This window comes from Paenibacillus xinjiangensis (assembly GCF_059686975.1).
This window is the reverse complement of record NZ_JCAALS010000005.1, coordinates 97746-111126: the sequence shown is the minus strand read 5'-3', so window position 1 is coordinate 111126 and position 13381 is coordinate 97746. Positions and strand designations below refer to the sequence as shown.

Annotated in this window: 12 protein-coding genes and 1 other annotated feature (1 of these 13 running past the window's edge); all 12 genes read left to right on the top strand. The window is 47.9% G+C overall.

Annotation, left to right across the window (positions count from 1 at the left end; translation table 11 throughout):
* Positions 1 to 68, top strand: a binding site (T-box leader); it begins 161 nt to the left of the window's first position.
* Between the two features lie 142 nt (positions 69 to 210).
* The 12 genes from AC6ESP_RS07030 to minD all read left to right on the top strand — a co-directional run bounded on the left by AC6ESP_RS07030 (position 211) and on the right by minD (position 13379).
* On the top strand, positions 211 to 2871 hold the full coding sequence (locus tag AC6ESP_RS07030) for a valine--tRNA ligase (RefSeq protein WP_497095984.1): 2661 nt from the start codon (positions 211 to 213) through the stop codon (positions 2869 to 2871).
* A 25-nt stretch (positions 2872 to 2896) separates the two neighbouring features.
* Entirely contained in the window at positions 2897 to 4273 is a 1377-nt protein-coding gene (locus tag AC6ESP_RS07025; RefSeq protein WP_497095983.1) for a bifunctional folylpolyglutamate synthase/dihydrofolate synthase, read from the top strand.
* A 7-nt stretch (positions 4274 to 4280) separates the two neighbouring features.
* The gene (gene murC, locus AC6ESP_RS07020) at positions 4281 to 5669 is read left to right on the top strand and encodes a UDP-N-acetylmuramate--L-alanine ligase (RefSeq protein WP_497095982.1); all 1389 of its coding nucleotides are present in this window, start codon (positions 4281 to 4283) and stop codon (positions 5667 to 5669) included.
* Between the two features lie 433 nt (positions 5670 to 6102).
* Complete coding sequence (locus AC6ESP_RS07015; RefSeq protein ID WP_497095981.1) at positions 6103 to 7434, top strand: SPOR domain-containing protein; 1332 nt, start codon at positions 6103 to 6105, stop codon at positions 7432 to 7434.
* 61 nt (positions 7435 to 7495) lie between these two features.
* On the top strand, positions 7496 to 7738 hold the full coding sequence (locus AC6ESP_RS07010) for a DUF4321 domain-containing protein (RefSeq protein ID WP_497095980.1): 243 nt from the start codon (positions 7496 to 7498) through the stop codon (positions 7736 to 7738).
* Positions 7739 to 7793: 55 nt separating this feature from the next.
* Positions 7794 to 8429, top strand: coding sequence for a Maf family protein (locus AC6ESP_RS07005; protein ID WP_497095979.1), 636 nt, complete (start codon positions 7794 to 7796; stop codon positions 8427 to 8429).
* Between the two features lie 203 nt (positions 8430 to 8632).
* A complete protein-coding gene (gene radC / locus AC6ESP_RS07000; protein ID WP_497096104.1) occupies positions 8633 to 9322 on the top strand; it encodes a RadC family protein in 690 nt (229 codons plus the stop codon).
* 41 nt (positions 9323 to 9363) lie between these two features.
* Positions 9364 to 10395 carry a rod shape-determining protein gene (locus AC6ESP_RS06995; RefSeq protein ID WP_497095978.1) on the top strand — a complete coding sequence of 344 codons (1032 nt, stop codon included), beginning with the start codon at positions 9364 to 9366 and terminating at the stop codon, positions 10393 to 10395.
* 42 nt (positions 10396 to 10437) lie between these two features.
* Complete coding sequence (gene mreC, locus AC6ESP_RS06990; protein WP_497095977.1) at positions 10438 to 11322, top strand: rod shape-determining protein MreC; 885 nt, start codon at positions 10438 to 10440, stop codon at positions 11320 to 11322.
* A 5-nt stretch (positions 11323 to 11327) separates the two neighbouring features.
* Positions 11328 to 11852, top strand: a complete 525-nt coding sequence (mreD, locus tag AC6ESP_RS06985) for a rod shape-determining protein MreD (protein ID WP_497095976.1) — start codon at positions 11328 to 11330, stop codon at positions 11850 to 11852.
* Positions 11853 to 11918: 66 nt separating this feature from the next.
* Complete coding sequence (locus tag AC6ESP_RS06980) at positions 11919 to 12584, top strand: septum site-determining protein MinC (RefSeq protein WP_497095975.1); 666 nt, start codon at positions 11919 to 11921, stop codon at positions 12582 to 12584.
* A gap of 3 nt (positions 12585 to 12587) precedes the next feature.
* Positions 12588 to 13379, top strand: a complete 792-nt coding sequence (gene minD, locus AC6ESP_RS06975) for a septum site-determining protein MinD (RefSeq protein WP_497095974.1) — start codon at positions 12588 to 12590, stop codon at positions 13377 to 13379.
* Positions 13380 to 13381: the final 2 nt, after the last annotated feature.

Genomic DNA, 13381 nt, shown 5'->3' with positions numbered 1-13381 from the left:
TTGAGTGCCGTGCCTATTTGTGCGCGGAACAAAGGTGGTACCACGGAAGCTAACCTTTCGTCCTTTGCTATAAGGGCGGAAGGTTTTTTTGTATGGACTAGAAGGCTTATGAAGTAGTCAAAAAGATGCTTGCGTGAGCTAGTGCAAAAATTTAAAGCGGATGCTTACGAAGTTATTTTTGCTAGCGCAAAAATTTGAGGAGGATGTACAATGTCTGATAATCAATCGACGACCGCAATGCCGACGACTTATGATCCAAGTGCCGCCGAGCAGAAGTGGTATGACTTCTGGACGAAGGGGCAGTTTTTCGAAGCGGGCAAACGCGCAGACGCACCAGCCTATACCATCGTTATTCCCCCTCCGAACGTAACAGGAATGCTGCATATCGGCCATGCGCTTGATTTTACATTGCAGGATATTCTGATTCGTACGAAACGGATGCAGGGCTATGATGCGCTATGGCTGCCAGGTACGGACCATGCTGGTATTGCTACGCAAACCAAAGTCGAGCAAAAGCTGCGTGAGCAAGGAATCTCGAGATATGATCTGGGAAGAGAAGCGTTTCTCGAGAAAGTATGGAAATGGAAGGATCAATATGCGAGTACGATTCACGACCAATGGGCCAAAATGGGCTTGTCCCTCGATTACTCGCGCGAGCGGTTTACACTCGACGAAGGCCTGTCTCAAGCTGTCCGTGAAGTATTCGTTCGTCTCTATGAAAAGGGACTGATCTATCGCGGCAAAAAAATCATTAACTGGGACCCTGCTGCCCGTACAGCGCTGTCTGATATAGAAGTAGAATACAAAGAGCTGAACGGCCATTTGTACCATCTGCAATATCCGCTCAAAGACGGCAGTGGCTTCATTACGGTTGCAACTACACGTCCAGAGACGATGCTGGGTGATTCGGCTGTTGCTGTACATCCAGAAGATGATCGCTACAAGCATCTGATTGGACAGTCGATTATTCTTCCAATTGTTGGGCGCGAAATTCCGATTATTGCTGATGAATATGTAGAGAAGGATTTCGGTTCTGGCGCTGTGAAGATTACGCCTGCGCATGATCCGAATGACTTCGAGGTTGGTCTGCGTCATGATCTGCCACAGATTATCGTGATGGATGAGACTGGCACGATGAATGACAGCGCAGGACCCTATGAAGGCTTGGACCGTGCGGAATGCCGCAAGCAGCTTGTGAAAGACTTGCAGGAGCAGGGCGTATGCATCAACATTGAGGATCACGTTCATCAAGTTGGCCATAGCGAGCGAAGCGGCGCTGTAGTTGAGCCTTATTTGTCTACACAATGGTTCGTAGATATGAAGCCGCTCGCTGAACGTGCTATTGATGCTCAGAAATCGGGTACAGGCGTCAACTTCGTACCTGATCGTTTCGAGAAGACTTATCTGCATTGGATTGAGAATGTTCGCGATTGGTGTATTTCCCGTCAGCTCTGGTGGGGTCACCGAATTCCAGCGTGGTATTGCGAATCCTGCGGCGAGATGCATGTTGCTCGTGAAGACGTAACAGCATGTCCAGCATGCGGCAGCGCATCACTGAGCCAAGATAATGATGTGCTTGATACGTGGTTCAGCGCGGCACTATGGCCGTTCTCCACACTCGGCTGGCCGGAAGAAACGAATGATTTCAAACGCTATTTCCCTACGGATGTACTCGTAACGGGCTATGACATCATTTATTTCTGGGTAGCGCGGATGATCTTCACGTCTCTTGAATTTACCGATCAAATTCCGTTCAAGGATGTTCTTATGCACGGACTTGTACGTGATTCGGAAGGGCGCAAGATGTCCAAGTCGCTCGGCAACGGTGTTGATCCGCTTGAAGTTATCGAGAAGTATGGCGCTGATGCGATGCGCTACATGATCTCGACAAGCAGCACGCCGGGTCAGGATCTTCGTTTCCGTTGGGAGAAGGTAGAGCAGGCTCGTAATTTCGCGAACAAAATATGGAATGCATCACGGTTCGCCTTGATGAATCTCGAGGGCGTATCTGCCTCTGATATCGATATTAGCGGTAAGCTTGGTACTGCTGATCGCTGGATTCTGCATCGCTTGAATGAAACGGTTCGTGATGTAACGAGACTGATTGACGGATATGAGTTCGGTGAGACGGGCCGCCATTTGTATAACTTCATTTGGGATGATCTGTGTGACTGGTACATTGAATTCGCGAAGCTTAATCTATATGGTACAGATGAGCAAACGAAGCGTTCTACACAGTCGGTAATCGCTTATGTACTCGATCGCACGCAGCGCCTTATCCATCCGTTCATGCCGTTCATTAGTGAAGAAATATGGCAGCATTTGCCGCATGAAGGAGAATCCATCACACTGGCTGCATGGCCGGTTTATGATGAAGCTCTTGAAGCTCCTGACGCAGTTAAGGAAATGGAGCTGCTGATGGACATTATTCGCTCGGTTCGTAACGTTCGTGCCGAAGTGAATGTACCTATGAGCAAGAAGATTGAGCTGATGATCAAGCCTTCCAGTGAAGCGGAGGAAGCGATCCTCACCCGTAACGAAGAATTTGTTAGACGCTTCTGTGGCACTTCTAAGCTTGAGACGGGACTTGGTCTAACAGCCCCTGATAAGGCAATGACGACGATTGTTACCGGTGCTGATCTGTATTTGCCATTAGCGGGTCTCATTGATATTTCGCAGGAAATCGGACGCTTGGAGAAGGAGCTGGCTACACTTAACGGTGAAGTTGAGCGAGTGGAGAAGAAGCTTGGGAATGAAGGCTTCGTAGCTAAGGCACCAGCCAAGGTCATTGATGAAGAACGTGCGAAGATGAAGGATTACGCAGACAAAAGAGATAAAGTGCTGGCAAGAATCGCGGAATTACGCGGATAACTCCTATGGAAGAAGGAAGTCTGGCATGAACGATAACTTTATTGAAGCAGAGCAGACTAGCGAGCTCAGCTCGTATGCAGAGGCAGTTGATTGGATTAACGGACTGATTCCATTCGGGATCCGTCCAGGCCTTGCTCGTATTGAACGTTTGCTCGAGCTGTTGAATAATCCACATAGAAGGCTTAAATTCATTCATATTGCTGGCACGAACGGCAAAGGCTCGACCTGCGCCTATCTGACAAGCGTACTGATCAAAAGCGGTTATGATGTCGGGACATTCACGTCTCCATATATTACGAAGTTCACGAACCGCTTCCAATATAATGGTCAAGATATTGAAGAGGAGACCTTGCTCCGTCTATCGAACATTCTTAAGCCTCATGTAGAGGCTATTGCAGCGACTGAGCTTGGTTCACCTACTGTATTTGAGGTATCAACGGCGCTAGCGATTCTCTATTATGCAACAGAAACTTATCCGGACTATGTCGTCTGGGAGACCGGGCTTGGCGGAAGACTTGATGTGACGAATATCGTCACACCTGTTGTCTCCGTGATCACTAATGTTGGCCATGATCATATGGACAGGCTTGGTAACACGCTGACGGATGTTGCTAGAGAAAAAGCTGGCATTATTAAGCCGGGTGTCCCGGTTATTAGTGCCGTTACACAGCCAGAAGTCGTTGAGGTTATTAAGCAGACGGCTGCTGAGAAGAAAAGCTCTCTCTACCTGCTAGGAGAGCAGTTCAATGAAGTGGAGCTGTCAGCCAAAGAGGATGAACAGACTTTCCGTCTGGAAGGCTTGTTCCGCAATATCGAGCCTCTGACGATAACGCTTAATGGCGCTCATCAGCGCAAGAATGCAGCTGTTGCCGTTATGACGCTTGAAGTTCTGCGTCAATATTATGCATTAATCGTGGAGGACGACGCTCTGCTTGAAGGTCTGCGGCTTACCGCTTGGCCTGGTCGCCTTGAGATGGTGTCTCATTCCCCTCGCATTCTCTTAGATGGGGCTCATAATCCGGAAGGCGCGGAGACACTCGCGGCTTCCTTGCAAACGACATACCGTTATGATCGAATACATCTCATGATGGGTATGCTGGAGAATAAGAATCATCAGGATGTCCTTAAGCATATACTACCAATAGTGGATACGCTTATCGTGACCGAGCCTGACTTCCGCAATAAACTGGAGGCAGAAGCATTAGCCGAAATCGTTCGCAGAGAGAAGTCAGAGGAGCAATCCTTCGAACTCATTGTTGAGCCTGATTGGCAGGCGGCTCTCCGCAAATTACAGCAAATTACCGGGGAAACAGACCTTGGGGTTGTGACTGGAACGCTTTATTTAATAGCTGACGTTCGCTCCCGCTTATTGTACAACTCGGATTCTGAAAAAGGTTGGTGAACCGTCTTTGAATACGGCAGAACACGTTCATTTCATCGGAATCGGCGGTTACGGGATGAGTGCTATTGCCCGCGTCATGCTGGAAATGGGATACACAGTAACCGGCTCCGATGTAGCCCGTCAGGAATTGACGGAGAAGCTCGCAGCAAAAGGAGCACAAATATTTATCGGGCATGAGCCTGAGCATGTTAAGGGAGCCGATCTTGTTGTATACTCGACGGCCTTGTCCCTAGACAATGTAGAACGCAAAGCAGCTGAAGCACTCAATATTCCGGTATTGCACCGTGCGCAGATGCTGGCAAGATTGATGAATGCAGGTAAGGGTGTGGCTGTAGCTGGAGCCCATGGCAAGACGACAACGTCTTCTATGATTGCACTGGTTATGGAGTTGTGCGATGCTGACCCGACTTATATTATCGGTGGTGAAATCGTCAACGTAGGAACCAATGCCAAGGCTGGCAAAGGGGAGTACGTCGTGGCTGAAGCCGATGAGAGCGACGGCTCATTCCTTCAATACCATCCTACACTTGCAGTAGTGACGAATATCGAACCGGATCATCTTGAGAATTATGATGGTGATTTCGGCAAGCTGAAGAATGCTTATGTTCAATTCCTGTCTCAGGTGAAGTCAGATGGCAAAGCGATCGTGTGTGCAGATGACGAAACGATTAATGAGCTTATTCCACGTCTGGACAGTGAGTCTGCAGCTAAGCTGATCACTTACGGAATCGATCAGCCTGCGGATTATACGGCAAGCAACATTGAGCTCGGAGACCGCAAGTTATCGTTCCAGATGAAGCATGGGGATAAGCTGCTTGGTACGGTGCATTTGTCCGTTCCTGGCAAGCATAATCTGTATAATGCGATGGCGACGGTCATCACATGTCTGGAATCTGGATTGTCCTTCGATGCCATAGCCAAGGCGATACAAGAATTCAGGGGTGCTAAGCGCCGCTTCCAAGTGCTTGGTGAAGTGAATGATATTCTTGTTATTGACGATTATGCGCATCATCCGACTGAGATCCAGGCAACGATCAGTGCAGCCAAAGCAACAGGTAAACGGATTATTGCGGTATTCCAGCCACAGCGATATACGCGTACGTTCTTCCTGCTGGAGCAATTCAGCCGGGCATTCCCGGAGGCGGATGAGGTTATTATTACCGATATTTATTCGCCTGCAGGCGAGCTGCAGATCGAGGGAGTCCATTCCCAGAAGCTTGTAGATATGATTAAAAGCAACAGCAATGCCAACACCGCTTATATTCCTACTAAGGAAGAGGTGCTTGTTCAGCTGACTGAACGGGTTGCACCAGGCGATCTCGTCATCACGATGGGTGCAGGGGATATATGGAAAGTGGCAGATTCACTGGCTAAGACTTTAAAAGCTAGAGGTTAGACAACAGCATGGATCGATAGACGTGGCGGTGCAACAGTTATTGTTGCTCTGCCACGTTTTTTTGTTTGGTTTGTAGGTAACCGATGAATGGTGAAGGTAATAAGGCAGTTTTCCGGCTTATAGGCGCTCGAGAAGCAGCTGAATGGGTGTATAAAGCTGAAAATCGTCTTATTGAGGGATCGTGTAGGGGGGTGAGGGTTAAAAGTGGAGGTTTTAAGGCTGTTTTTCGTCTTATAGGCGGTCGAGGAGCAGCTGAATGGGTGTATAAGGCTGAATTTCAGCTTATAGTGGTTTTTATTTGCGGGGAAGATTTCTGGTTTAGATGCCTGGGTTGTAATCGTCATTCATTGTAGACATATTCTCGTACCATTCATAATTCTCTCAACGGTTTCATAGAGTAATATAGAGATGAATGGGACAAGGAGAGAATACAATGAACTCAAAAAACCGTATCACTTACCGTTTTGACCGTACGGGACAGACTGTGGGCGAAAATATTGACGAAGTGGAGAAGCAGCAGACAGCTCCATCGGTTCTGTCCTCGCAACAATCGGATCAAATGTCTAATAGACAGGCGAAGACAAATATAGTGCCGCTCTTTAATCATAATGACTCTCATGCCCTTAGTGAGTATAGCCCTTGGAACAGTCCGTTCCAAGAGGATATTGGGGCATTGGAGCAGCTTATACGCAATACCGACCCAAAGCCTGCTCCAATGCCGAAAGCTATAGCAGCAGAGGCTTCCCCTGTTACTAAGACAGCTGATAGAAGACAGGAGCAGCCTCTGCCAGTCGAGGCTGAGTCTTCTAAGGAGGAGCAAGAGGAAGAAGGGCTCTATATTATGCCAGAGCTTGAGAGTCAGTGGTCGATGCCAACACGACGGTATACGACTCCTCCGTCATGGATGAAGGTATTCCTCTCAGTGGCCGGTGCACTTGCGACTGGAGCTGTATTCGGCTATTTGCTGCTCTCTCTCTTCACAGGGACAGCAATTTGGCCTAAAGACAGCGATACACCAGTCGATACAACTCCGCAAGGGACGGTGAGTGAAACAAACAACGATCCTGCAGGAGGGAGTACAGGAGAAGACCCTGCTCCAACAACGAAGGATGGGACGGGAGCTTCTATTCCAATGGTTGACCTTGCAATTCCAGCACAATCCTATTACCTGTTGCAATATGGCGTATTCAGCAATATAGAGGGCATGAATGCGGCTATTGCTGAATTGACAGGCAAGGGATTAGCGGCGGCTGGTCTGACAACTGCGGCTGATTATCGGGTATTCGCGGGCATGGCAGGTGAGCGGAGTCAGGCTGTGGCTATAAGTGAGCAATTGTCTGATATGGAAGTATACGTGAAGCAGATCGACATTCAAGTTCCGGCGAAATTCCCATTTGGCGGGGATGCAGATGCTGCGGCTTCCTTTTTCACTCGAACGAGTGCCCTTACTCGCATGCTGGATGAGCTGGCGTTAACCCAGCTGGAGCAGCCAACTCTCTCGCCGCTTGGAAGCGCAGCTGCCAATGCTTGGAGCCTGGAGCATCAGAAGTGGACGGAGAGTGTGAAGGCTATGCAGGCTGGAGTGGAAGATCAAGCAGGAAAGGCCTTTCTCATAAAATTAATCCAGTCCATCAATACAGCTGCGGAGTCGATGACAGAATACGATAAAAACCCGTCACACTCGCATGTATGGGCTGTTCAGAGCGCACTTATGGAATCCATTACCACGCAAAAAGGTTGGTTTGAGTCAATCAGCGCATTGTAAAGGAAAACAATCCTAAGTATAATAGATGCAGGTGTCAATTAATGGCGAGAGGCGTTGAATAATGAAGAAAAACGGCTGGATTTTATTGCTTTTCCTCGTTATTGGCTTATTGGCGGGTGCATTAGTAGCGCACTGGCTCGAGTCGGTTCCCGGAATATCATTCTTGACCAATACGATTAAGACGTCCTGGTCTCCTGCCGTGGATCTATACGTACTCAGCTTTGATTTGTCGGTTAACCTTCAAATCAGTTTGTGCAGCATTATTGGAGTAGTAATTGCACTATGGCTTTACCGCAAAATCTAAGCCGGCTCTGCATGATAGAACGGCGCGGGAATGAAGGAGCGTAATGGATTCATTGATGAATACTGATAGTAATCATGTAAATACAAATCCGATTAGCCAGCTGGTTCTGGCGTCATCGTCACCGCGCCGGAAGGAACTGGTTGCATCTTTGGGCCTTTCCTTGCCGGTTTATATTTTGTCCTCCGATGCTGATGAGAGCGTTCCGGAGGATTGGTCCCCGGCTTATATTGTCGAGCAGCTAAGCCTGCGCAAAGCAAGTGCTACAGCTTTCCTATTGCAGGAGCAGCAGTCGACTCCGTCATCTCTGGTGGTTGGGGCTGACACGATTGTCGTTGTAGATGGCCTTGTGCTGGGCAAGCCGAAGGATCAAGCAGACGCGTTATCCATGCTGCGAAGCCTGCAGGGACGTTCTCATGAGGTATATACAGGAGTTGCTTGTCTGCTGTCAGACAACGGACAAGCTACGGTTGCCCATCGGATGACCAAGGTGCATATGAAGCCGCTGACTGATGAGCAGATCGGTCGATATATCGCTACAGGAGAACCGAATGACAAGGCTGGTGCCTATGGCATACAAGGGTATGGAGCGACAATCGTCGATCGCATTGAGGGCTGTTATTTCAATGTAGTTGGGCTGCCGCTTTCACTTCTGTCAGATATGCTGGCTGAATACGACATTTTTGTTTTTTGAGATATAGGCAAGGATAAAGCTTGTTTTAATGCCTAAGTCTATACCTCACTACAGAGCGTGAGTTCATGCTTGCCAATACTGGCGACAGGTACTTACAGCAGGATTTAACCAATGAAACTATGAAATGTATGATGAAATGCAAGACAATTGGAAATAACACAATAGAATACCATACCAATGTGAAGATAAAGGCAGGGATGGACATGGATACGCAGAGTCAGGCGATGCGGAATGTCCCCCATGAAGAACGTCCAAGAGAACGCATGATGCAATATGGGGCCGAAGCGCTAAGTCATACAGAATTGCTTGCTATTTTACTTCGAACGGGTACACAGCAGGAATCGGCGGTTCTTTTGGCAGCCAAAGTGCTTAAGCAATGCGGCAGCCTGCGCAACTTGATGGATATGAGTATGAGTGAGCTGACCTCAATAAAAGGGATCGGTCCTGCCAAGGCCATTCAATTGCGGGCTGGCATAGAGCTCGGAAGAAGAATTACACGCAGCAAGAATGGTGAGGTCGTAACAGTTCGCAAGCCGCAGGATGCGGCCGAGTTCGTAATGGATGAGCTTCGATATTTGAAGAAGGAACACTTTGTCTGTTTGTTTTTGAATACGAAGAATCACATTATTGCCCGGGAAACATTATCGGTTGGAACCTTGAATGCTTCGCTTGTACACCCTCGCGAAGTATTCCGTGCGGCTATCAAATGCAGCAGTGCATCACTTATCTGCGTTCATAATCATCCTAGTGGCGATCCAATGCCAAGCCCGGAGGACATCACTTTGACGAAGCGATTAGCCGAGGCTGGCGAGTTGGTAGGCATTGAGGTGCTGGATCATCTTATTATCGGAGATGGAAGGTTTATCAGTTTGAAGGAACAAGGTTATTTGTAATATAATAAGAAGGATTGTGGCATTTAGAAGGGAGCATTAACATGTTTGGTGGTTTTTCGAAAGATTTGGGTATTGATCTAGGTACAGCGAATACACTTGTGTTCGTGAAGGGAAAAGGAATTGTTGTAAGGGAGCCGTCAGTGGTTGCCATTCGTACGGATACGAAAACGATTGAAGCGGTCGGTGAGCAGGCGAAAAAAATGATCGGAAGAACGCCTGGTAATATACGTGCTATACGTCCTATGAAGGATGGCGTAATTGCTGATTTCGAGACGACCGCAACAATGATCAAATATTTCATGCGCTCTGCACAAAAGCAAAAATCGTTATTCCCCAAGCATCCCAATGTGATGATCTGCGTTCCTTCGGGTATTACAGCTGTTGAGAAGCGCGCTGTTGAGGATGCTGCTAAGCAAGCTGGAGCACGTGAGGCTTTCACAATTGAAGAGCCGTTCGCAGCAGCCATTGGAGCGGATTTGCCAGTATGGGAGCCAACAGGAAGTATGGTTGTCGATATTGGCGGCGGTACAACTGAGGTTGCTGTAATCTCGCTTGGCGGTATCGTAACAAGCCGTTCGATTCGTGTAGCTGGCGATGAGATGGATGAAGCGATTATTCAATATATCAAACGTTTCTACAATCTGATGATTGGCGAAAGAACAGCAGAACAGCTGAAGATGGAGATCGGTACTGCTCTTCCACTTGAACGTTCGGAATCAATCGAGATTCGTGGTCGTGATCTGGTGTCGGGCTTGCCTAAGACGCTGCCAATTACATCTGAAGAAATTACAGAAGCGTTGATGGATACAGTGAACGCAATTGTTGATGCAGTGAAGATTACGCTCGAGAAATGTCCGCCGGAGCTATCCGCTGACATTATGGACCGTGGTATTGTATTGACTGGCGGCGGAGCATTGCTGCGCAACCTTGATAAATTGCTCGCTCGTGAGACAGGTATGCCTGTTATTGTAGCGGATAATCCATTAGATTGTGTTGCAATCGGAACGGGACGTTCCCTTGATCATATTCATTTATTCAAAAGTAGAGGCAGCTCATCCCGCTCAAAACGATAATTCGTTCTAGAGCGGCAGCGGAATCGGAAATGGAACGGGCAGGTGATTGAACTGTTTAAGCTGTTAAGAAATAAGCGGATGTTCATGCTTATGATTGGGTTTATTCTGTTCATTGCGGTTATCGGTTTTTCACTAAGTGACCGTAAAGAACTGACATGGCCTGAGAAATTTCTAGGGGATACCGTCGGATATGCGCAGCAATGGTTCTACAAGCCCGCTGGTTTAATAGCGGGCTTCTTTGAGGATATTAGCAATCTGCGCACGATTCACGAGGAGAATGAACAGCTCAGGCTAACTGCAGCGGCATATGCGCGAGATAAGATTAAATATAATTTCATTGAGCAGGAGAATAAGCGGTTTAAGGAAGACCTGAAGTTCACGGAACGTCAAGAGCAAATGTATGAATACAAGTACAGAATTGCTCAAGTTATTGCAGTGGGCAATGATACATACAATAGCACATTGGTTATTAACCTTGGATCGAAAGATGGAATAAAGCCCAATATGGCTGTTACGACTATTGACGGATTAGTAGGCTTAGTGAGTGAGGTCAGACCGTTCACGGCGACGGTAATGCCAATTACCGAGCTTGATGAGACGTCGCCGACGTCGAACTCCATTGCAGCTACGATTCTCGGCAGAGAGAATGAATCCTTCGGTATGATCAGCAGCTATAATAAGGAAACCGATCGGCTGCAGATGACCAAGATTGATGAAGACGACAAGATGATCGTTGATGATACAGTCATTACATCAGGGCTCGGTAATGTGTATCCGAGAGGTATCGTCATCGGAACGGTAGAGAATAAGCAGGTAGGCGATTTTGGCCTGACCCTTACAGCATCGGTTAAATTAGCTGCTAAGTTCGACCATTTGACAGAAGTGTTCGTGGTTGAAGTTCAGGAGACGGAGGAAGACGAGCAATGAGCGGAATGAGCATGAATCGCCTCATTCTAGTGATGCTCCTGCTGTTTCTGATCGAAGGCACCATTATGCCTTGGGTTATCCCTAGCGGATTTACGGGGCGGATCGTCCCTCATTTTACATTCGTATTTGTGATGTATGCATCCCTATATAGTGGCCGTCATAAAGCGCTGCTGTTCGGTATTGGCTTCGGCCTGCTGCAGGACGTCGTATTCTTCGGGCACTTGTTAGGTGTGAACGCATTTATTATGGGTCTCATCGGTTATTTCACAGGATTATTGCTGGAGCGCCGTCGGAGCACGCTATTGACTGCATTGTCGGTTATAGGGCTGGGGTGTATCCTCTACGATAGCTTTGTTTATTTCATTTATTCTGTATTTCAGTTTACGAATGAATCTTATGCTTGGGCGCTGCTGGATCACATACTGCCAAGTTTATTCCTGCAATTGGCGTTCGCCCTTGCTAGCTACGTGCCGGCCAGACGTCTATATGAGAACCACGCGAAGCTAAGTCCGGAGCAGGAAGAGGAATAAATAAAAGTCGGAAAGCAGGAATATAGCCGTTGCGACAAGAATCCAATATGTTGGGGAGGGACGAACGTGACCGAGAAGCAGCATATTATGATCAAAGGCGTTAAAGAAGGTCTCGTGTTCCTTCTCGACGATCAGTGTGAGTTCGCTGTACTAATGGATGAACTGCAATATAAGCTGGAGAAAACGCATCAGCAGCTGCTAACAGGCCCACTTGTCCACGTTCATGTGAAGCTCGGGGCAAGGCAGCTCGATGATGATGATAAAGAACGAATCAGAGCTGTCATTCGTACACAGGGCAATCTGATTGTTCAGTCTGTGGAATCAGAGCGGGCGGCTAAGGACACTGTCACAGCCGCACATATTGGCCCCCATGTCATTACGGGTATTATTCGCTCGGGTCAGACAGTGAATCACGATGGTGATATTCTGCTCGCTGGTGACGTGAATCCCGGTGGAACGATATCCTGTACGGGAGATATTTATGTCATGGGCGCCCTACGAGGTGCTGCACATGCCGGGGTAGCTGGACGAACGGATGTCATCATTGCAGCATCGCTGATGCGGCCGACGCAGCTTCGAATCGCAGATGTAATTAGCCGCCCTCCTGAGGAATGGATAGCAGGGGATGCAGCGATGGAATTCGCTTTTTTGAATGAGGGAAGCATGCAAATGGATAAAATCACACAATTATACCGTTTACGCAATAATCCGATTATGTTAAAAGGGGTGTAAATCATGGGAGAAGCGATTGTTGTAACATCTGGCAAAGGCGGGGTCGGTAAGACGACTACTTCTGCTAATTTAGGTACTGCACTTGCTTTACTAGGCAAAAAAGTATGTATGGTTGACACCGACATCGGACTGCGTAATTTGGACGTTGTAATGGGACTTGAGAATCGTATCATTTATGATCTGATCGACGTGGCTGATGGACGCTGCCGTCTCAATCAGGCGCTTATTAAGGATAAAAGGTTCGATGAACTGTATATGCTTCCTGCCGCGCAAACGAAGGACAAGAACGATGTAACGCCTGAGCAGATCCGTGATATGATTCTGGAGCTCAAGAAGGATTTCGATTATGTAATCATCGATTGCCCTGCTGGCATCGAGCATGGCTTCCGCAATGCGATAGCCGGTGCAGATCGTGCAATCGTCGTGACCACGCCTGAGAATGCCGCTGTTCGTGATGCGGACCGAGTGATCGGTCTACTTGAGAAAGAGAACATTCCGGCCAAAATTCTAATTAACCGCATTCGCCAAAACATGGTGAAGAGTGGAGAGATGCTTGATATTGATGAGATATGCCAAGTATTGGCTGTAGACTTGATTGGCATCGTGCCTGATGATGAGAAAGTAATTAAGGCTGCCAACACAGGCGAGCCGACCGTTATGGACCCTTCATCGCGCGCAGCTATAGCTTATCGGAATATTGCACGTCGTATTCTTGGTGATATGGTACCTCTGATGCTGCTGGATGAGAAGGCAGGAGCCTTCAAACGCTTCCGTAAGTTTCTTGGAATAGGATGATT

Excerpts from the sequence above, each read along its gene's own strand:
- AC6ESP_RS06995 (WP_497095978.1), top strand. The coding sequence starts at position 9,364 with ATGTTTGGTGGTTTTTCGAAAGATTTGGGTATTGATCTAGGTACAGCG.
- AC6ESP_RS07030 (WP_497095984.1), top strand. The coding sequence starts at position 211 with ATGTCTGATAATCAATCGACGACCGCAATGCCGACGACTTATGATCCA.
- minD (WP_497095974.1), top strand. The coding sequence starts at position 12,588 with ATGGGAGAAGCGATTGTTGTAACATCTGGCAAAGGCGGGGTCGGTAAG.
- AC6ESP_RS07025 (WP_497095983.1), top strand. The coding sequence starts at position 2,897 with ATGAACGATAACTTTATTGAAGCAGAGCAGACTAGCGAGCTCAGCTCG.
- AC6ESP_RS07015 (WP_497095981.1), top strand. The coding sequence starts at position 6,103 with ATGAACTCAAAAAACCGTATCACTTACCGTTTTGACCGTACGGGACAG.
- AC6ESP_RS07010 (WP_497095980.1), top strand. The coding sequence starts at position 7,496 with ATGAAGAAAAACGGCTGGATTTTATTGCTTTTCCTCGTTATTGGCTTA.
- radC (WP_497096104.1), top strand. The coding sequence starts at position 8,633 with ATGGATACGCAGAGTCAGGCGATGCGGAATGTCCCCCATGAAGAACGT.
- AC6ESP_RS07005 (WP_497095979.1), top strand. The coding sequence starts at position 7,794 with ATGAATACTGATAGTAATCATGTAAATACAAATCCGATTAGCCAGCTG.
- mreD (WP_497095976.1), top strand. The coding sequence starts at position 11,328 with ATGAGCATGAATCGCCTCATTCTAGTGATGCTCCTGCTGTTTCTGATC.